The sequence below is a fragment of the Halobacillus kuroshimensis DSM 18393 genome (genome assembly GCF_000425705.1).
Classification (GTDB): domain Bacteria; phylum Bacillota; class Bacilli; order Bacillales; family Halobacillaceae; genus Halobacillus; species Halobacillus kuroshimensis.
Map to the genome: position 1 here is coordinate 409,278 of NZ_AUDY01000009.1, position 17,709 is coordinate 426,986.

At 47.5% G+C, this 17,709-nt stretch carries 22 protein-coding genes; 19 read left to right on the forward strand and 3 right to left on the reverse strand.

Going from position 1 to position 17,709, the window contains the following annotated elements:
• Nucleotides 1-107: 107 nt before the first annotated feature.
• From H615_RS0109930 to H615_RS0109940, 3 genes are all read right to left on the reverse strand, one after another.
• Complete coding sequence (locus H615_RS0109930) at nt 108-1,052, reverse strand: nuclease-related domain-containing protein (RefSeq protein WP_027955006.1); 945 nt, start codon at nt 1,050-1,052, stop codon at nt 108-110.
• Nucleotides 1,053-1,276: 224 nt separating this feature from the next.
• Nucleotides 1,277-2,239, reverse strand: coding sequence for a sodium:calcium antiporter (locus tag H615_RS0109935; RefSeq protein WP_027955007.1), 963 nt, complete (start codon nt 2,237-2,239; stop codon nt 1,277-1,279).
• Nucleotides 2,240-2,493: 254 nt separating this feature from the next.
• On the reverse strand, nt 2,494-3,702 hold the full coding sequence (locus H615_RS0109940; RefSeq protein WP_027955008.1) for a S8 family peptidase: 1,209 nt from the start codon (nt 3,700-3,702) through the stop codon (nt 2,494-2,496).
• A gap of 385 nt (nt 3,703-4,087) precedes the next feature.
• Here H615_RS0109940 and gvpQ point away from each other — a divergent pair, with 385 nt between their 5' ends.
• The 19 genes from gvpQ (at nt 4,088) to H615_RS0110035 (ending at nt 17,615) form a co-directional block, all read left to right on the forward strand.
• On the forward strand, nt 4,088-4,555 hold the full coding sequence (gvpQ, locus tag H615_RS0109945) for a gas vesicle protein GvpQ (RefSeq protein WP_027955009.1): 468 nt from the start codon (nt 4,088-4,090) through the stop codon (nt 4,553-4,555).
• 21 nt (nt 4,556-4,576) lie between these two features.
• Nucleotides 4,577-4,867, forward strand: a complete 291-nt coding sequence (gene gvpA / locus H615_RS21195; protein ID WP_035531814.1) for a gas vesicle structural protein GvpA — start codon at nt 4,577-4,579, stop codon at nt 4,865-4,867.
• A gap of 33 nt (nt 4,868-4,900) precedes the next feature.
• Nucleotides 4,901-5,161: a gas vesicle protein GvpO gene (gene gvpO, locus H615_RS0109955; RefSeq protein ID WP_027955010.1), complete on the forward strand. Its 261-nt coding sequence runs from the start codon at nt 4,901-4,903 to the stop codon at nt 5,159-5,161.
• 16 nt (nt 5,162-5,177) lie between these two features.
• Nucleotides 5,178-6,098, forward strand: coding sequence for a gas vesicle protein GvpN (gene gvpN, locus H615_RS0109960; RefSeq protein WP_027955011.1), 921 nt, complete (start codon nt 5,178-5,180; stop codon nt 6,096-6,098).
• A complete protein-coding gene (locus H615_RS0109965) occupies nt 6,098-6,859 on the forward strand; it encodes a GvpL/GvpF family gas vesicle protein (RefSeq protein ID WP_027955012.1) in 762 nt (253 codons plus the stop codon). The genes gvpN and H615_RS0109965 overlap by 1 nt, the downstream gene beginning before the upstream one ends.
• Nucleotides 6,856-7,113: a gas vesicle protein GvpG gene (locus H615_RS0109970; protein WP_027955013.1), complete on the forward strand. Its 258-nt coding sequence runs from the start codon at nt 6,856-6,858 to the stop codon at nt 7,111-7,113. Before H615_RS0109965 ends, H615_RS0109970 begins: the two co-directional genes overlap by 4 nt.
• Before the next feature lie 12 nt (nt 7,114-7,125).
• Complete coding sequence (locus H615_RS0109975) at nt 7,126-7,950, forward strand: GvpL/GvpF family gas vesicle protein (protein WP_027955014.1); 825 nt, start codon at nt 7,126-7,128, stop codon at nt 7,948-7,950.
• Nucleotides 7,947-8,198, forward strand: coding sequence for a gas vesicle protein (locus tag H615_RS0109980; RefSeq protein WP_027955015.1), 252 nt, complete (start codon nt 7,947-7,949; stop codon nt 8,196-8,198). The genes H615_RS0109975 and H615_RS0109980 overlap by 4 nt, the downstream gene beginning before the upstream one ends.
• On the forward strand, nt 8,179-8,478 hold the full coding sequence (locus H615_RS0109985) for a gas vesicle protein K (RefSeq protein WP_051254661.1): 300 nt from the start codon (nt 8,179-8,181) through the stop codon (nt 8,476-8,478). The genes H615_RS0109980 and H615_RS0109985 overlap by 20 nt, the downstream gene beginning before the upstream one ends.
• A 13-nt stretch (nt 8,479-8,491) precedes the next feature.
• Entirely contained in the window at nt 8,492-8,812 is a 321-nt protein-coding gene (locus tag H615_RS0109990; protein WP_027955017.1) for a gas vesicle protein, read from the forward strand.
• A 15-nt stretch (nt 8,813-8,827) separates the two neighbouring features.
• On the forward strand, nt 8,828-9,358 hold the full coding sequence (locus H615_RS0109995; protein ID WP_027955018.1) for a YtxH domain-containing protein: 531 nt from the start codon (nt 8,828-8,830) through the stop codon (nt 9,356-9,358).
• 24 nt (nt 9,359-9,382) lie between these two features.
• Entirely contained in the window at nt 9,383-9,742 is a 360-nt protein-coding gene (gene gvpU / locus H615_RS0110000; RefSeq protein ID WP_027955019.1) for a gas vesicle accessory protein GvpU, read from the forward strand.
• A 132-nt stretch (nt 9,743-9,874) separates the two neighbouring features.
• The gene (locus tag H615_RS21200) at nt 9,875-11,011 is read left to right on the forward strand and encodes an acyltransferase (protein WP_084163090.1); all 1,137 of its coding nucleotides are present in this window, start codon (nt 9,875-9,877) and stop codon (nt 11,009-11,011) included.
• A gap of 159 nt (nt 11,012-11,170) precedes the next feature.
• Nucleotides 11,171-12,907, forward strand: a complete 1,737-nt coding sequence (locus H615_RS0110010; RefSeq protein ID WP_027955020.1) for a carbon starvation CstA family protein — start codon at nt 11,171-11,173, stop codon at nt 12,905-12,907.
• Nucleotides 12,908-12,964: 57 nt separating this feature from the next.
• Nucleotides 12,965-13,345: a hypothetical protein gene (locus H615_RS0110015; RefSeq protein ID WP_027955021.1), complete on the forward strand. Its 381-nt coding sequence runs from the start codon at nt 12,965-12,967 to the stop codon at nt 13,343-13,345.
• A gap of 12 nt (nt 13,346-13,357) precedes the next feature.
• Entirely contained in the window at nt 13,358-13,621 is a 264-nt protein-coding gene (locus tag H615_RS0110020) for a cory-CC-star protein (RefSeq protein ID WP_027955022.1), read from the forward strand.
• Nucleotides 13,622-13,633: 12 nt separating this feature from the next.
• The gene (locus H615_RS0110025; protein ID WP_027955023.1) at nt 13,634-14,584 is read left to right on the forward strand and encodes an ArsA family ATPase; all 951 of its coding nucleotides are present in this window, start codon (nt 13,634-13,636) and stop codon (nt 14,582-14,584) included.
• A 206-nt stretch (nt 14,585-14,790) separates the two neighbouring features.
• Nucleotides 14,791-15,918, forward strand: coding sequence for an ATP-grasp domain-containing protein (locus tag H615_RS0110030; protein WP_027955024.1), 1,128 nt, complete (start codon nt 14,791-14,793; stop codon nt 15,916-15,918).
• Nucleotides 15,915-17,615: a methyl-accepting chemotaxis protein gene (locus H615_RS0110035; RefSeq protein ID WP_027955025.1), complete on the forward strand. Its 1,701-nt coding sequence runs from the start codon at nt 15,915-15,917 to the stop codon at nt 17,613-17,615. The genes H615_RS0110030 and H615_RS0110035 overlap by 4 nt, the downstream gene beginning before the upstream one ends.
• Nucleotides 17,616-17,709: the final 94 nt, after the last annotated feature.

The following is a 17,709-nucleotide window of genomic DNA, read 5'->3' on the forward strand; positions in this document are numbered from 1 at the left end:
ATTTCTTGTGTATATCAATTAAAATGGCGATATATCAATTATTTTCCGCAGATATCAATTAATTCAGCAACTTATCAACGAATTATCCAATATATCAATTTAAACACTCATTCCAGTACATATATTCTCCCTTTATTCCTGCCTACTGTTTTAATCTTCATCGCTTTTAGCAGAATATTAGCAGCTGAGGGAGAGGGAATACGCAAAAAATCTCTGGCCTGTTTGTTTGTAATGGTTTTTCCAATTAAGAGCGAGTAGTCTTCCAGGGCAGCCACATGAGCGGACTTGCTGATATGAGCGCAGTTCACGCACTTCCATCTGCCGTGCATACGTTTCATTGGGAGTGAGGAACATTCCGGGCAGAAAACCCCTTTCTTAAAATCTTCTTTTTCTAGTTTGAAAAATTTCACATAGTCATAAAAGTAGCTTTCGTGATTGGTGTGCAAGTGGGTGGTGAAGCGGTTCATATGCGAGGCATTTAAAATGGGGGTCCGACCTTCCATCAGAGTGGAAATTTTCTCAGGCAGCGTTTCAATTCGAATGACGTTCTCAAGGTCATCATCGTCTGTATCAATCCTTGCCGTAGGGTGGCTGTTGACGACCAGTCCATAAATTGGAACGTTAGGAAACTGCCAGAGCTTCAGCAGCTTCCGAAGCTGCCGGGTATGACGGCTTACCTGAATGACTGGATCGGCAAACGTAGAATGATCTTCCTCCCATTTTCGTTCAAGGTAATGGAAGCGCTGGTTGAAAAACAGCTCACCTCCAATATTTTTCACTTCAAGAATGATTAGGAGAGAAGCGGTTACGACAAGGCAGTCGATTTGAAAATGGTGGGTGCCGTCATACAGACGCAGGTCATGGAAAATATAATGGTCCGAGGGGAGAAAAGTAAGAGGATAATTCAAGGATAGTTCGCCTTTGTAGCCGGTTAATCGAAGCTTCAACTGGTCATTTACAGCTTCGGATTGAGGGTGATGTTCCACCAGTCTCCGCTTCAAAGCCTGCAGCACTTTGATATCGCTGGGAAAAGTGCGTTCTTTCATAATCATGACATCCATCCTTTCGCTCTTTCCTTATTCGACATGGAGATCGGTATTCCTTTGGCGGATATCGATTTTATTTTCGATATATCCATTTTTTCTGCGATATATCAACTAAATTCGAGATATATCAATTAAATAAAGGTTATATCAATTAATCCCCAGGTATATCGCTTAAATTGAGATGGGATACAAATAAGAAAAAGCAGGAGAGCGCCAGCTCTCCTGCTTTTTTAATACAACTGATACGATGCTGCAAAATAAATGACGATCATAATCAGGGACGGTACCGCATAACGGAAGCTGTTTTCCTTTGGCTTGCGATTCACCATGAACACGGTCAAGAAAAGCATCGCTGTACTTAAAAGCGCCACAGGCAGATGAGTGGAGCTGAGCGACTGCAAAATCGCGCCTTTCTGGTAAAACACATCGGTCACCGCAAGCAGCTGCAGGTTGAACAGGTTACTTCCCAGGATAGACCCGAGCGCCATGCCGTAGTTGGACATCTTCATGGCTACAAGGACAGTTACGAGTTCCGGCAGTGAGGTGGAAGCGGCAATGAGGAAGCTTCCGACAAAGCTTGAACTCATCCCTGTCTGCTGGGCGAGCTGATCACCGGAAATCGATAAGGCGCTCCCTGCGGCGAACACGATCAGTGCTGCAACAATAAAACCGATGACCGCTGTTTTTAACGTATAATCTTTGCCTGCGGCGGCTTCATCCATCTCCTCTTCTTCCCCTTGATTCATAAACCGGGTGGCCGCGATGTACAACCCGACGAGGATGAACATCTCTATCCCAATGTTAAACAAGGAAAAATCAAACGGCAGGATGAGGGCGGCGACTACAATCAGGGTGAATAGGATACCGGCCACTGCTGTTGGCATGTGCTGTTTCTCATCGATTGCGTTAAACATTTTTCGTTTTCGGTAGATCATATCTACAACAGCAATGATAAGCAGGTTGAACACATTACTCCCGAGCATGTTACCGACGGCGATGTCAGGGTTGTCGATGTAGACGGCCGTTAAACTGGTCGTCAACTCCGGCAGTGAAGTCGCCCCGGCGATGAGAAAAGTGCCGACGACAGCACCGCTCAGTGTGGATTTCCGGCTGATTACATCTCCGAACCGGTTCAGCTGGACAGCCGCAAATACAACGATGACGGCGGATAATAGAAAAATAAAATAAACCATCATTCCCATCTCCTTTCTATATACAGGGCTCTGCTCAAAAAAAAGAGACTCCGGCCCTGTTACGGGCCAAAGTCTCGCGTCCTATCTATATAGTTTGATGAACCAGGTGAAATCGATCACCGAAATGACGATTCATCAGCCGCGGATATGCGGTCGCTACTCCCTTTGGTACTTTTACTATAGCGAATAGTTGGCAGAATAGTCAACTGATAAGAAAAAGGAAGGCGCATGCAGGCGCCTTCCTTTTTTTCTACTTAATAGTTCACCGCATCGTAGGAATTGATCAATCCGTGCTCAAAGTAGGAACCTGTCCCGCTGATTGGATCGGCCGTCTGCTCAATGGCAGCTCGGATGTTGCTGTTGGAACGGCCCTGGGATGCGAGTAGTCCGGCAAGACCGGCTACGTGAGGGGCTGCCATAGATGTTCCGGACATGTAAGCATACCCTCCGTTCGGCATGGTAGACGCAATGCTGACGCCTGGCGCTGTTACATCCACCCATGTGCCGTAGTTGGAGAAGGAGGCTTTTCTATCATAGCGGTCGACCGCTCCAACGGCGATGACGTTGTCATAGGAAGCAGGTTCGAAAGTTGTGGAAACTCCGTCATTCCCTGCCGCTGCAATAACGACGGATCCTTTGTTCCAGGCGTAGTTGACCGCATTTTCCAATGTCTGTGTATCACAGTTACAGCCAAGGGAAAGGTTGATGACCTCTGCGCCTTGATCAGCTGAGTAGCGGATCGCATCTGCTATGTCGTTCAAGGAGCCGCTTCCATTTGCATCGAGGGCACGCACGGCAAGAATCTTTGTATTAGGCGCCATTCCTGCAACTCCTCTGGCGTTGTTGGTTTCAGCGGCGGCGGTTCCGGCTACGTGCGTGCCGTGATCATTGAGATCCATTGGATTGTTATCGTTATCGACGAAGTCATAGCCTTTAATCGTTTTTCCATCAAGATCCGGGTGGTTGTAGTCGACACCGGAGTCGATGATGGCGATTTCCTGGCTGCTGCTTCCGCGTGTTACGTCCCATGCCCTTGGTGTTTCCGTGTTCTGCGGTCCGTATTGATAGCCGCTGTAGTACGTATCATTCGGTGTCCAGGTGGCTTGGAATAGATAGTTCGGCTCTGCGTATTCCACGTTTGGATTTTTGTTTAAGGCTTCGACGACTTTTTCAACGTTTTTTACCTTCAACACTTTCTCCTCAGCTTCGACGACTTCCTGTTGTTCCTCCAGGACAACAGCGTCCATCTGGTTCATCTCTTTTTTGTTTGGAGAGAAGCCTTCTTTATATTTCACGACGACTTCACCCGGCACGTACTTTCCTTTTTCGAGATAAGTATCAATTTTGTTTGTCCGTTCTGATGATGTTTTGTCGGAAAGGGAATCGGCCAGGACACCTCCAGTGGACGGCATAAGAACGAGAGCGGCGGCAAGGGACAGGGAAGCAAGCTTTTTAAACTTCAAACGATTTCCTCCTTTAAAAGATATACTCTAGTAATTCGGAGAAATTGGAAGGATTCCTGCGATATCGGGGTTGGGATAGACGTGTGAAAAAAAGACCTCTTAAGTGTGGTTTCGACATGGAAGTTGGGCAACTTTACTTTGTAACAAAAGCTTTATATCAGAAATCATAGTGTAATCAATCGCTTTTCGTAGGCCTAGGGGAGGGTTCTCTCAAGGTGAAATGATGTCTATATTCCCATTTTTATATAAATGTGAAGGGCAGCGGGTTTCAGAAAAGTGAGTGTGGGAAGTAAGGATAGAAACGACTGCCTTCGAGCAGAAGTGTGGTGATGCTGTGAATAATCGAGAAGATTCTACAAATTGGATGGAACGTGTAGGAGGAGGAGTGAAAAAAACTGCGGAATCGCTGAAGGAACATCTTCCGGATCCGAAAAAAGTATTCCGGAAAAGTGATAACTGGAAAGAAGTGAAAGACCGTGCCGGTGATGAGCTTAGCGACCGTGCGGGAGATTTTGCAAAAGAACAGTTTCGGAATTATCTGCAATCCCAAATCAATGAAAGAAAGCAGGAATGGCAGGAAAAGACCGAGGCGAATGCCAGGGACGTCCATGCCAAAGCAGAGAAAGCCAAGGAACAAGTGCAGGAGAAGCTGCTGGACTTCAAGGAGAACCTTGCGGATGTCAAGCAGAGGGGACAGGAGATCCAGAGTGCTGTGGGTGATCGGTCCAATGGTTCGAAACGGTTGAAGGGTGTGCAGGACATCAAAGGTGTTTCGCACATAAAGAGCGCTTCTACCATGAAAGGGCCGAAAGATGTGAAAGGCCTGTCCCATATGAAAACCTATCATTCTTAAAAACTGAAAGGAGAATCCCTCATGGCGATTCAAAAATCCACTGATAGTTCAAGTCTTGCAGAAGTTGTTGACCGAATTTTAGATAAAGGTATTGTCATTGATGCGTTTGCCAGAGTTTCCGTTGTAGGAATTGAGTTGATTACAGTAGAGGCGCGCGTCGTCATTGCAAGTGTAGACACGTGGCTGAGATACGCTGAAGCCGTTGGACTGCTTCGTGATGAAGTGGAGGAGGAAGGTCTTGGCGGCCGTCTCGGTGAGAGCGGTTCGTCTCCAGAGACGGGCTCTCAAGAGCGCGGGGAATTCAGTATATAAGCGAACGTCAAAGAAAGAGAGGGTTTTGGTTGTATGAAGGTTTTGAATGCCGTCCAGGATTTTTTTCAGCAGAATATTGCGCCCGTCCATAAAATCATTTCGGCAAGGAAAAAGGATGAGGAATGGCGTGTCATCGTTGAAGTGATCGAAGAGAAGGAATATATGAAAAAGTATGCGAGGGATCAGATGGTCGGGGTGTACGAAGTTTTTCTGGATGAGCAGCTGGACATCAGCGGATTTTCCAGAATACGTCTCCGATACCGTACGGAAATTGATGAGCAGGTCGAAACGTAAGGGGGGGGAATGGCGAATGACACGTTTGAACAGCAGACAGCCTTCCTCCCGTACCCCGGGGGATGTGTTTGACCTCCCTCACTTCAAATCGATGATTCAGCGGACCTTAAGGTATGTGTCGGCCGGTTATCCGGTTCATTATACAGGACCGGCTGGAATCGGGAAGACCACTCTTGCGCTTCACACAGCGGAGAAGCGCGGCCGCCCTGTAACCGTTATTACCGGAAGCAGAGATCTTTCAAGAGAAGATTTGATTGGAGCTTACAGTGGGTACAGCAGGAAAAAGCTTCATGATAATTTTGTCCGAACCGTCCATAAGATTGAGGAGAATGTTTCGGAAAACTGGGTGGAGGGGCATCTTTACAAGGCTGTGAAAGAAGGGCATACACTCGTTTACGATGAATTCACCCGCTCCTCCCCTTATACGAATAATTTATTTCTTTCTATATTAGAAGAAAAAGTGATGCCTTTATATGGAGCCAAGCGGAATGAATCCCATATCCGCGTCCACCCTGAATTCCGTATGCTGCTCACAAGCAATCCGTCGGAGTACGCCGGTGTTTATGAAACACAGGATGCTCTTTTTGACAGGCTGATCACAATTCCGCTTGAACGGATGGATGTAGAGACAGAAACGGCTGTTGTCATGAAACGGACCGGAATGAAAAAAGAAGGCGCAGTAAAAATCGTCTCCCTCGTAAAACGAGTGAATGAACAGCTCGGGGGAAGCGGCAGTCCATTGAGCATCCGTACATCAATCATGATGGCGGATATCGCCTATCAGCATGCCATCCCGGTTGAAGGCAGTCATCCGGCATTCCAGCATCTCTGTCTTGATTTTATGATGTTCCCGCTTCAGCTGCAGGCCGGTGAACAGACAAAAAATGTAGAGGCACTCATTTTAAATGAGTGCCGGAATATAAAGGAGGGATCGTAATGGCGGAGGAAACAGGTGTTTACATCTTCTGCTGTATACAGGCGGAAGGAGAAAAAGATTTTGGCACGATCGAATTCGAAGGAGAAGAGCGTCGGTTATTTACGCTTCATTATAAAGATGCGGCTGTTGTCGCTGCTCATGCTCCCGTCAAGATTTACCACCCGAAAAAAGATCCATTGATGACCCATCAGGCGGTCATTACTAAAGTGATGCAGGAAGAGAGAGCGGTCGTTCCGATCAGCTTTGGAAACGTTTTTAAATCGAAAGAAGATACCGAAGTGCTGCTTGAAAATCTGTATCCACAGCTTGAAAAGCTGTTCACGGAAGTCCGGGACAAAATGGAAATCGGCTTGAAAGTCGTCGGTAAAAGGGAATGGCTGGAATCCATGGTCCATCAGAACGACAGAATGCAGAAGCAGAAGGAAACGGTGAAAGGGAAATCAGAAGCCGCCGGCTATTTCGACCGGATTCAGCTTGGGGAAATGGCCCGTGATTTCTTTACCGACATCCAGAATGATGTAGAGAAACGAATCCATGAACCTCTCGCAGAACTTGCGGAAGCCGCTAAGAAAAATGATACCTTAGGAGAAAAAATGCTGCTGAACGGCGCGTACTTAATCGATCGGGACAAAGAGGAAGTCTTTGATGCCCTTGTTAACGAGCTTTACCAGACGTGGGGCGATTATGTGGATTTCAAGTATACAGGTCCGTGGGCCCCTTATAACTTCATCCATATCCAGTTGAAAGTGGAAGCTTCATGATTCATAAACTGTTCACTTCTCCGATCACTTTGATTAAAAAAGTCGGTGAGCACGTCAAAGAAGAAGTGGATAAGGAATGGTACGATCTGGAGCACATCCAGAAAAAAATCATCCAGCTTCAGATGATGTATGAACTGGAGGAAATCTCTGAAGAAGCGTATGAGCAGCAGGAGGAAGAACTGATGCTGCGCTATGAGATGGCCAAAAAGCGGGAGATGGAACAATGGGAAGAGATGACGAAACGGTATGAATAGGGAGTTTTTATTATGGAAGAATTGTTATACCTGTATGGCGTGACGTGGAAGGAAGAAGCACAGGAGACGGATATGACTCAGTGGAGAGGCGTGGATGACTCTCACCACCTTTTCCACATTGAGCTTGGAAATCTGGCAGCTGTCGTCAGCTTCGTAGATGAATCCGAATTCGGGGAAGAAGTGCTGGAGGAAAAAACAAATGAAATGGAATGGCTCAGGAAAAAAGCTTTCCGCCATCACGAAGTCCTGCTGCAGCTGAACGACGGGATGACACTGATTCCGATGAAATTCGCAACAATTTTTAAGAAGGAAGAAAATCTTCAGCATAAAGCGGCAGTCTATGAAACGGAATGGAAGATCATTCTTCAGCAGCTGCAAGGGACGGAAGAGTGGAATGTGAAAATTTATAACCGCTCCGACCTCCTTAAGGAACATACAGCTGCCCGGCACCCGGAGGTTATGAAGCGGAAAGAGGATATTGCGCAGATGTCAAAAGGAATGCAGTACCTTCAGACGAAAAAGCTCGACAGTTTTATTCAAGAAATCGTCTCGCAGGAACAGGAGACCTATGCAGGGAATCTTCATCACCGCTTCAAGGAGTTTTGTGTCGACACAAATAGTAAGAAAGTGTGGAACAAGAATGTAACCGGCAAAGACGAGGAAATGTGCTGGAACGGTGCCTACCTTTTGAAAAAAGAGCAGGTGGAACCTTTCCTGGAGCAGGTCACTACTGCTCAGGAAAACGGAAGGGATGCGGGATGGATGATCGAAGTGACCGGTCCGTGGCCTCCCTATCACTTTTCAGACACGAAAACCGTCAGCGGGGTGGAGGGATGAGCCGGAGGGAACAATTCGAAAATCGTGACATTGCGTTGATTGATATTTTGGATACGGTGCTGGATAAAGGAGTCGCCATCAAGGGGGATGTCATTATTTCCATTGCGGGCATCGACCTTGTCTATCTGGATCTGAAGGTTCTGATTTCGGCCGTGGAAACCCTCGTTCAATCACAGCAGAACGAAATCAGTTCTGAGAATATGGACAAAGAAAAGGAGGAACTGGAATATGCCGTTGAACGACCTTGAACAGCAGCCGTTAAAAAGCGGGCGGATCAACCTTGATCCTGATGGTGCCGAACAGGGACTGGCGCAGCTTGTCCTGACTGTTATTGAACTTCTCCGTCAGCTTGTGGAACGCCATGCCATCCGCCGGGTGGATGGTGGCACTTTAACGGATGAACAGATTGAGCAGCTCGGTGTGGCCCTGATGAACCTGGACGTGAAGATGGATGAATTGAAGGAAATCTTTGAGTTGACCGATGAGGATCTAAACATTGACTTAGGTCCGCTTGGAAACCTGTTGTGAAGGAGGAAGGCTGATGTCTATTGAACACCCGACCCAGTCCAGCAGTATCGTCGATGTCTTGGAAACCGTATTGGACAAAGGGGTTGTCATCGCGGGTGATATCCGTGTAGGGCTGGCTGATGTAGAACTGCTCACGATCAAAATCCGCTTGATTGTGGCGTCTGTTGATAAAGCGAAGGAAATCGGGATGGACTGGTGGGAAACCGATCCCTACTTAAACTCTAAAGCAGCAGAAGCGGACACCAAGGCTTTAGAGAAGGAAAACCAGCAGCTGCAAAACCGCATCGAACAGCTGGAAAACTCGATGCAGCGCATGTACAACCATCAAAAATGATGAGGAGAGATAAGCATGATTGATCAAAAAACAACATTGACGTCAGCGGACAACAGCCAGGAAAAATCCCCGGGCAAACCAAGTGGAAAAGTGACCCGTGCCATTATCGGCGGTGTTGTCGGAGCGGTCACAGGTCTGATGCTGAATCCAGGAAAATCTGAAAAGACAGGAGATTCTTCTTTAAAGGAGAAAGCACAGAAGGCCGAAACAAAGGTGAAAGATAAAGCACAAAAAGCGGAAGACAGAGTGAAGGACGTTAAGGATAAAACGAAGGATAAAGCGGAGGAATGGGTCGAAGGAATTAAAAATAGAAAGGCGGCCGATGAGGAAGAACAGGAAAAACTGGATCCGACGGAAGAAACACCTGCCCTTGAAGGACCTGAACTTTCCCAGGAGCAGATCGAAAGCTCGGAGAAGGAAGCCGCTGCCTCTGAAGCTCCGCCTGAACCGGTGGATGAAGATTCCAATCAGGAAGAGGAAATGGAAAAGCCGCCGGGAACACCAAAGAAAACATCACTGACGATTAATGACGACACGGTTCAATAAACCAGTCAGGAAGGAAGATCTTTGATGGATAATGTGCTGAGAAAATTTGTGAAAGCAGCAAATATGAAGGACTTTTCCCTGGACATTACGTTAAACGTTAACGGAGCTTTGGTGACAGGGACAACGGTTTCGGCTGAAAAATACTTTCGTTCTTTAAGTGGTACCCTTGCTGAAGGGAATGAAACGGCTCAGTCCCTCAGTGAAAAGCTTGAAAAAGCCAGCCAGATGAATTATTCGCAGGAGGAAATTCAATACATTCATCTCGAAAATGCCCAGGTCTACAATGGCGATGCCCAGGCCACCCCGGCGGAAGGATCGTTTTTCTGGCGGGGACGTCTCGACAGGATCGATGGTTTTTTCCTCGGCCGTATTGATGCAAAATAGTTAAAAAATGTAAGGTTTGTTACGACAGTTCAAAAATTTCATGAATAATCGACAACAATGCGAAAGCAGACCATGATTTCATGGTAAGATGGCTCACGCACCATTAAGTCGAACCATTAAAGGAATGATTCCATGAAAAAAGAAAGAATTGAGTCCATCTACTTTCTGCGCATCTTTGCCATGGTCATGGTCGTCCTCGTACATGTCAGCGCGGCCTATGTGAAGGTTCTTACGGAAGGCACGGGCATGTATGAGGCCTATCATTTTATCAACCGGATCATCCGGATTGAAGCCGGCATCTTCATCATGCTTACGGCGATGGTCTTTTTCTATAAGTATATTGATCAGAAAATGGATAAACAGGAACTCTTCTCTTATTTCAGGAAGAGAGCTCTATATATCGTCGTTCCCTATTTCCTGTGGGCCCTTTTCTATGAGGCTTTCTCTATTTATCTCGGAGTAGTATCGACGACGCCGGAGAACATTTTGACACGGATGTTTACAGGGGATTCCTTTTATCATCTGCACTTTATTTTCTTAATCGTTCAGTTTTATTTATTTTTCCCTGTCGTCCTTTATGCCGCGCAGAAATCTGCGTTCTTCAGAAAGTATATGTGGCTGTTCGGAATGATTCTCCAAGTCGGATATTATTTCTTCAACCGCGAATTCCAAGTCTTTTCGTTTAATTTGTTTATGACAAGCATGGGTCCGTACCTTCTTGGAGCATGGATCGGCGTTCACTATAAACAGCAGAAGACTGCGGCTTTCTCAAGGACAACCCCCGTGTGGGCTGTCGGAGGCCTGCTTGCCGGGCTGACCACTGTGTATCTGCATGGAAGTGGGTATCAGATTTTTGGTTCCCAGCTGCCGACATGGGGCTATTTGATTATTAATATGCTCTTTCTCGTTGTCGGAAGCTATGCCATGTTCCGTATTGCGGAACGATTGGTCGTCAAGTGGCCGGTGGCACTGTCCTATGTGAAGAATATTGCGATTTATTCGTTTGGCTTTTACCTTCTTCACCCATTCGTATTGAAAATCTTTGAATTTACCATTCCAATACCGGCCGGAAACATGTTCCACGCAGCTATCATTGTGCGGCTACTTGCCACCCTGCTGTCGTGTTATGTCATCATCTGGCTGTCCCACAGGTACCTTCCTTTTGCCGGTTTGTTCTTCGGTAAACTGCCGAATAAGAAACCGGGCTTTTTCGAGGGAAATCGATCGAAGGGGAACAAGTCGCAGCAGGAAACAGGAAAAGCCATTTAATAATTGTCATGAGAAGACCGCTCCAGCCGGACTGCCGGAAGGAGCGGCTTTTTCATGACTTCTATTTTCTGATAAATCTGTAAATTTTATTGAAACGATGACGAATTGTAAGATATAATAACGATAATGTGTAAGCGCATACATAAAAGGAGGGTTTTTGTGAGTGGGATTTGGCTGGCCGTTGTTGGTATGCTTGTCTTTTTTCTAGGGTATCGGTATTATTCTAAGTTTATTGCCGAAAAGATCTATAGACTTGATCCGAATTACGTAACGCCCGCCCATCAGTTTAAGGATGGTGTCGATTTCGTACCTACGAACAAGTTCGTTCTCTGGGGGCACCACTTCACGTCGGTGGCTGGGGCAGCTCCCATTGTAGGGCCGGCTATCGCGGTGTACTGGGGATGGCTTCCGGCTGTTCTCTGGGTGCTCCTTGGCACGGTGTTCGCTGCAGGGGTCCATGATTTCGGTACACTCGTTTTATCCGTGCGAAACAAAGGACAGTCGATCGGGACGCTGGCGAGCAAGTTGATCGGCCAGAAAGCAAAAGTGTTGTTTTTGTTCATTATCCTTCTGCTTGTTCTTATGGTCAATGCAGTGTTCGCCTGGGTCATTGCCAACTTGTTCATCTCGTTTCCTGCGAGTGTATTATCCGTCTTTATTCAAATTCCACTCGCTGTCTGGATCGGTTACAGTGTCTACAAGAGACAGGGCAGTATGCTCCTGCCATCACTTGTAGCCCTTGCCGTCATGTATATATCAGCCATTATCGCAAGCTATGTTCCCGCCCTGCAGATTGACCTCGTCCGTTATTTCGGCGGGGAAGGGGCAGAGGCCGCCTTTGGATTGAGTGCGACATCCATGGCATTTTTCGTCTGGATCATCGTGCTCATGGTCTATGTGTATATTGCCTCTACGCTTCCTGTGTGGAAACTGCTTCAGCCGAGGGATTATATCAACTCCCATCAGCTGATTGTCGGGCTGGGTCTCCTGTATCTCGGGCTGTTGTTTTCCAATCCGGAAATTACAGCACCGGTAACCAATGCATCAGCGGATACGTCCTGGTTCCCGCTTTTGTTCATTACCATCGCCTGTGGAGCGATTTCCGGATTCCACGGTCTCGTCTCTTCCGGAACTTCATCTAAACAGTTGAACAATGAAACAGAAGCACGGTTTGTCGGCTATCTTGGATCTGTAGGAGAGGGAGCTCTCGCCTTGGTCGCGATCATTGCTGTTGTCACCTTCTTCCCGACAGCGGCGGAATTCACAGCAACCTACAGCGGTTTTGCGGCGGCCAGTAATGCCGGGCTTGGTGTTTTCATCCAGGGGGCCGGCCAGCTGGCCACAGGACTCGGGATCCCAGCCTCTGTTGCTGCGACAATCGTGAGTGTGATTGTCGTCAGTTTCGCTGCGACAACACTGGATTCTTCGGTTCGATTGATGCGGTATATTATTGCAGAACTCGGAACTGAATATAAGATCACACCATTGACGAAAATGCATGTCGCAACTACGCTGGCTGTTGTTTCAAGCGCTGCACTGACCCTGATTCCGCAGGGGCCGAAGGGATTCGGATCCGGAGGTTATCTGCTTTGGCCGTTATTTGGAACATCCAATCAGCTCCTGGCCGGCATTAGTCTCCTTCTCGTATCGATCTGGCTGAAGCGTCAGGGGAGGAATTACCTTCCAACAATTATTCCAATGGTCTTTCTTATGTTCATGACGCTGTGGGCGATGATTTCACAGGTGCTGACAGAATGGGCGCCTTGGAATGAGAATAGTGACTGGATGCTGTTTGCTTTTGGCGCAGTCATCCTCGTTTTCACCTTCTGGATTTTGCTGACGGCCTTTTCAGCGATTACGAAGGACCATAAGGATTCCATTGAGCGAAGTGCATAAAAGCAAGAAGCTGTGCCGATGTACGGCTTCTTGCATTCAGGTAAGGAGGAAAAAGGCATGATTGATGTCATGATGATGCGGGCGGAGAAGGAAATTGGGATGGGCTGCTGTGGTGGAGTCTGCTCCGATCCGGATGGTCTGATTAACATGGAGGACGAATTTTCGCATCATGACGAAGAACGAAAAAAACTGCAGCAGCTTTATCTAAAGACACTGGAGATCGATCCTGATATCAACATTCAATTCATGGACCCTAGGAACCTGCTGGCTGCAGCCGCTTATTTCTGGCAGCAGCAGCGCCGGGGGCGTATTCCCCGCCGCCGGGCACTGACTTCCCTTCTGCTGCACAGCACGTACGGGGCGGTGTTTGTAAACGGAGAATATATAGCTTCAGCCGGACACTATGAAGAGCGGCTGTTGGAACTGATAGAATCCTGAGGAGGGAGACCGATGGAAAAGAAGCTTTCCCTGAGACGGATTGTAGAACTGTATGATGAAGTATTAAGTCTGCCTCATAAACAGGAGGTGGCCCGGGAGCTGAGAGATGAAGAAGATCTTTTTCTTCTGCTGCTTTATTCCGATCTGCTCGGCATCCCCAACCCCGCGTTTTACTATACGCTTGAATTGTACCCACATATTGTTGAAAAATTTCATGACTGGCACTTGCGGATGGGCATGGAGAAATCCCCGCTCGACGGCATCCGCTGCTGTTAAGGAGGGGGATCGATGAAGCATATCCAGCATCATTCTATTATTTTTGTGGGAGGAAAAGGAGGCGTCGGAAAATCGACCTCATCAGCGGCCCTTGCGCTCTCATTTGCTGAGCAGGGGCATGAAACCCTGGTGGTTTCGACAGACCCTGCCCATAATCTCGGCGATGTTTTTCATACGTCTTTATCCCACACGAAAACGAAGCTCGCCAAGCATTTATACGGAATAGAAATTGACCCCGGTTATGAATCGAAGCGGTATATTGAAGGGGTGAAAGAAAACCTGGAAGGTCTTGTGAAATCCAAAATGGTCGAGGAGGTGCATCGGCAGATCGATATGGCATCCGCTTCACCGGGTGCGGATGAGGCCGCCTTGTTCGACCGCCTCGTGTCCATCATTTTGGAAGAATCCGGCCGGTTCGATAAAATCGTGTTCGACACGGCTCCGACCGGACATACGATCCGCCTGCTTACACTCCCTGAGATCATGAACGTGTGGATTGATGGCATGCTGGAGCGGCGCAGCCGGATGAACGAGACGTATACGCAGCTGCTTCATGATGGAGAGCCTGTGGATGATCCGATTTTCAACGTGCTGCAGATGCGCAGGGAAAAATTCGCAGAGGTGAGGAAGATCATTTTAGACGAAAAGAAGACGGCTTTTGCATTTGTCCTCATTCCTGAGCGCCTTCCCATTCTTGAAACGAAGAAAGCGGTGGACCAGCTGGGCAGACATGGACTTGATGTGCAGACCTTGATTGTAAATAAAGTTCTGCCTGACTACGCTGACGGTGCTTTTCTCGCTAAAAGGAGGAAACAGGAGCGCGTCTATCTTGAGGAGATCAAGCGGACGTTTAGAGACAAAGAGCTGGTATATGTGCCTCTTTTTGAAGAAGATGTCTCAGATATGGAAAAGCTGCATACCTTTGCGGGCTCTTTTCAATCAGCGGCCCCCGTTTCTGATTAGAAGAGAACATTCACTAGATGAAAAAGTTCGACTCATCATACATCGAATCCGTGTAGACGTACACGGATTTTTTTGCGCTTAATTTTCTGATTAAATAGGACTTTATAACTGAATCAGGCGTGCGGACCTGTATGAACTCCGGGGACGGCCGATATATAAGGAGTCGAGCACAAATAAGTTGAAATTGCACGCTCAGGAGGGAATTTATGCTGATTATTGATGAACAAACGGTGTCCCCTATCCTAGTACAAACGGCCCTTACCCATCACTTGCCTATCTATTATAAGGACGATGAAAGAGCCCTGGATATGAAGGAACATTCTAAACTACTAACCAATTCGGAAAGCTGTCTGCAGATGCTGCAGCACCACCATCCGGAGCACATACATACGAAAGTATCCCAGATGGTCAAAAACAAAGCCCGGTTTCGGGAGATGATTGCCGATCTGGATGAAGGCTATTATTTCAAGCTTGTCACACTTGATGAATTGATGAGTTCAAACAAGGAAGATATCCCTTTCCCTGTCGTTATCAAGCCCAACAAAGGCTATTCCAGTGTCGGTGTTTATATCGTGAAGGAAAAAGAGGAGTGGGACCAGGCGGTACAAGGATTGTATTCCGACCTGCTTCTTTCCCGGTCGATGTATTCGGATGACGTATTGGACAGTGAACAGATCATTATTGAAGGATATATTGAAGGACAGGAGTACGCGCTTGACTGCTACTATGACGAAGCGGGTGAGCCTGTGATTTTGAATATCCTGAAACGCCGGTTTGCTCACGATCAGGATACGTCAGACCGCATTTATTACACATCCAGCCGTATTCTTGAGGAAGTCCGTGAGCAGGCGCTTGATTACCTGCGTCTGTTAAATGACCGCCTTCAGCTCCGAAACTATCCTTTTCACATAGAAATGAGGAAAAACGATGGCGGAATCGTTCCCATTGAGATGAATCCTCTCCGCTTTGCCGGGGCAGGTACGACAGATGTGAGTCATTACGCTTATGATATCAACTCGGCTTTAGCCTACTTCAAGGGTGTAAAGCCGGATTGGAAAACGATTGTGAAGCGGGCCGACGAGTCCTATTACGGGTTTTTCTGTGCGGAGGTTCCGGGCCATATCAGCATGAACCTCATTCAATCCATTCAGCACGATGAGCTGAAAAAAGAGTTCAGTCACATCCTGGAGTATCGGATCATCCAGTCAGCCAGTGACCGGACGTTTGCCGTCGTCTTTTTCAAAACGAATCAGCTGAATGAACTCAACCGGTTACTTACCCTTGATTTAGAGCCCTTCCTAACAATGAAACCAGCAAAGGAGGCTGTCCGATGAATTGGCAGGCCTTGAACCCGAAGAAGTCGTTAAAAACCCAGTTGTTCGTTAATTTCATCATCCCAATCCTTATTCTTGGTGGACTGACCTTCGGATTTGTGAAATTCGTAACCGGTAATATGATTGATGATCATATTCTGCCGCAGTTTGAACAGGTTCTTTTGACAAATGGTCAGGAGCTTGTCCGCTCGATTGAACCGAATGCCGTCCGTGAAGCGATGGAAAACCCATCGGAGAACCATGCCAGCTTGATCAACACGCTGGACAGCTTCATTGAAGGACAGGAGCGTCTGGAATATGCCTATATTTTGACAAAGCAGGGAGAGAAGGAATACATCGTCGCCTTGAACGGTTCCGAGGATGTGATGGTGGAGTCTCCTTTTACAGATAAGCAGAGGGAGGCGTTCCAGACAGGGGATACAGTTGTGACATCCATTTATGAAGATGAATGGGGCGTCCATAAGTCTGTCTTTATGCAGATAGGTGACATGGATGCGATTGTCGGTGTCGATATGAGTACCTCCTTTGTCGGAAGTCTCCAGAAGGAAATCAATACGTTCCTTGCCATCTTTTTAGCGGTCGCTGTGCTGCTTGGTGCTGTGTTTGCTTATATCTTCGGCAGCCGTCTGACGAAAGCCGTCCGCTCCCTGCTGTCATCGGTGAACCGGATTAGTGATGGTGATTTGACAGAGGACATCGAAACGAAGCGGGCCGATGAAATTGGTCAGCTGTCTGTGGCGATGAATGAAATGGTGGGCAGCCTGAGAACCCTTGTTCAGAGGGTGACAACAGCGTCCAGTGAAGTGTCGGCGCAGAGTGAGGAGCTCACGCAGTCGGCAAACGAAGTGAAAGAAGGAAGTGAGCAGGTCGCTTCAACGATGCAGGAACTGTCCTCTGGTGCAGAGTCCCAGGCAGACAGCTCGAGCAGTCTTTCTGAAGGAATGGACAGCTTCGTCCGACGTCTGGATGAAGCCAACAAAGGTGGAAAAGCGGTATCTGAAACATCGAAGGAAGTGCTGTCGATGACCGAAGAAGGGCGGGGTTTGATGGAAACGTCCGTCCAGCAGATGAACACCATCAATGGCATCGTCAAAGAGTCTGTGGAGCGTGTGCACGGACTGGATAAGCAGTCCAAGGAGATTAATAAACTCGTCCAGGTCATTCAGGATATTGCCGAACAGACCAACCTGTTATCCTTGAACGCGGCTATAGAGGCGGCAAGAGCCGGGGAGCATGGCAAAGGGTTTGCCGTCGTGGCTGATGAAGTCCGCAAGCTTGCCGAGCAGGTTTCAACGTCCATCATTGATATCACATCCATTGTGGAAAGTATCCAATCGGAGTCGAACCGGGTCGCTCAATCGCTTGAATCCGGCTATCAGGAAGTGGACAAAGGAACGAAACAGATTGAGGTGACCGGGGAAACATTCCACCGGATCCATACTTCTGTCAGTGACATGTCCGGACGGATCGGGGAAATTTCCGAGCATCTTTCGGATATTGCAGAAAACAGCCAGCAGATGAACCAGTCGATTGAAGAGATTGCTTCTGTTTCCGAAGAGTCTGCGGCAGGGGTCGAGCAGGTTGCCGCTTCCTCGCAGCAGACGACAAGTTCAATGGAAGAAGTTTCTCACAGTGCCCGTCAGCTGTCCGAGCTTTCTGAGCAGTTGAATGAGGAAATCCAGCAATTTAAACTGTAAAAGGTTATTTGTGAAGGCTTGCAGGTCAACGTCGATTCTTTTGACCTCGACGGTTGATGAGCTGAAAATAGGAAGATCTTCTGTTTATTAGAAG

Excerpts from the sequence above, each read along its gene's own strand:
- H615_RS0109930 (WP_027955006.1), bottom strand. The coding sequence starts at position 1,052 with ATGATTATGAAAGAACGCACTTTTCCCAGCGATATCAAAGTGCTGCAG.
- H615_RS0109935 (WP_027955007.1), bottom strand. The coding sequence starts at position 2,239 with ATGGTTTATTTTATTTTTCTATTATCCGCCGTCATCGTTGTATTTGCG.
- gvpA (WP_035531814.1), top strand. The coding sequence starts at position 4,577 with ATGGCGATTCAAAAATCCACTGATAGTTCAAGTCTTGCAGAAGTTGTT.
- gvpO (WP_027955010.1), top strand. The coding sequence starts at position 4,901 with ATGAAGGTTTTGAATGCCGTCCAGGATTTTTTTCAGCAGAATATTGCG.
- gvpN (WP_027955011.1), top strand. The coding sequence starts at position 5,178 with ATGACACGTTTGAACAGCAGACAGCCTTCCTCCCGTACCCCGGGGGAT.
- H615_RS0109965 (WP_027955012.1), top strand. The coding sequence starts at position 6,098 with ATGGCGGAGGAAACAGGTGTTTACATCTTCTGCTGTATACAGGCGGAA.
- H615_RS0109970 (WP_027955013.1), top strand. The coding sequence starts at position 6,856 with ATGATTCATAAACTGTTCACTTCTCCGATCACTTTGATTAAAAAAGTC.
- H615_RS0109975 (WP_027955014.1), top strand. The coding sequence starts at position 7,126 with ATGGAAGAATTGTTATACCTGTATGGCGTGACGTGGAAGGAAGAAGCA.
- H615_RS0109980 (WP_027955015.1), top strand. The coding sequence starts at position 7,947 with ATGAGCCGGAGGGAACAATTCGAAAATCGTGACATTGCGTTGATTGAT.
- H615_RS0109985 (WP_051254661.1), top strand. The coding sequence starts at position 8,179 with ATGCCGTTGAACGACCTTGAACAGCAGCCGTTAAAAAGCGGGCGGATC.
- H615_RS0109990 (WP_027955017.1), top strand. The coding sequence starts at position 8,492 with ATGTCTATTGAACACCCGACCCAGTCCAGCAGTATCGTCGATGTCTTG.
- H615_RS0109995 (WP_027955018.1), top strand. The coding sequence starts at position 8,828 with ATGATTGATCAAAAAACAACATTGACGTCAGCGGACAACAGCCAGGAA.
- gvpU (WP_027955019.1), top strand. The coding sequence starts at position 9,383 with ATGGATAATGTGCTGAGAAAATTTGTGAAAGCAGCAAATATGAAGGAC.
- H615_RS21200 (WP_084163090.1), top strand. The coding sequence starts at position 9,875 with ATGAAAAAAGAAAGAATTGAGTCCATCTACTTTCTGCGCATCTTTGCC.
- H615_RS0110015 (WP_027955021.1), top strand. The coding sequence starts at position 12,965 with ATGATTGATGTCATGATGATGCGGGCGGAGAAGGAAATTGGGATGGGC.
- H615_RS0110020 (WP_027955022.1), top strand. The coding sequence starts at position 13,358 with ATGGAAAAGAAGCTTTCCCTGAGACGGATTGTAGAACTGTATGATGAA.
- H615_RS0110025 (WP_027955023.1), top strand. The coding sequence starts at position 13,634 with ATGAAGCATATCCAGCATCATTCTATTATTTTTGTGGGAGGAAAAGGA.
- H615_RS0110030 (WP_027955024.1), top strand. The coding sequence starts at position 14,791 with ATGCTGATTATTGATGAACAAACGGTGTCCCCTATCCTAGTACAAACG.
- H615_RS0110035 (WP_027955025.1), top strand. The coding sequence starts at position 15,915 with ATGAATTGGCAGGCCTTGAACCCGAAGAAGTCGTTAAAAACCCAGTTG.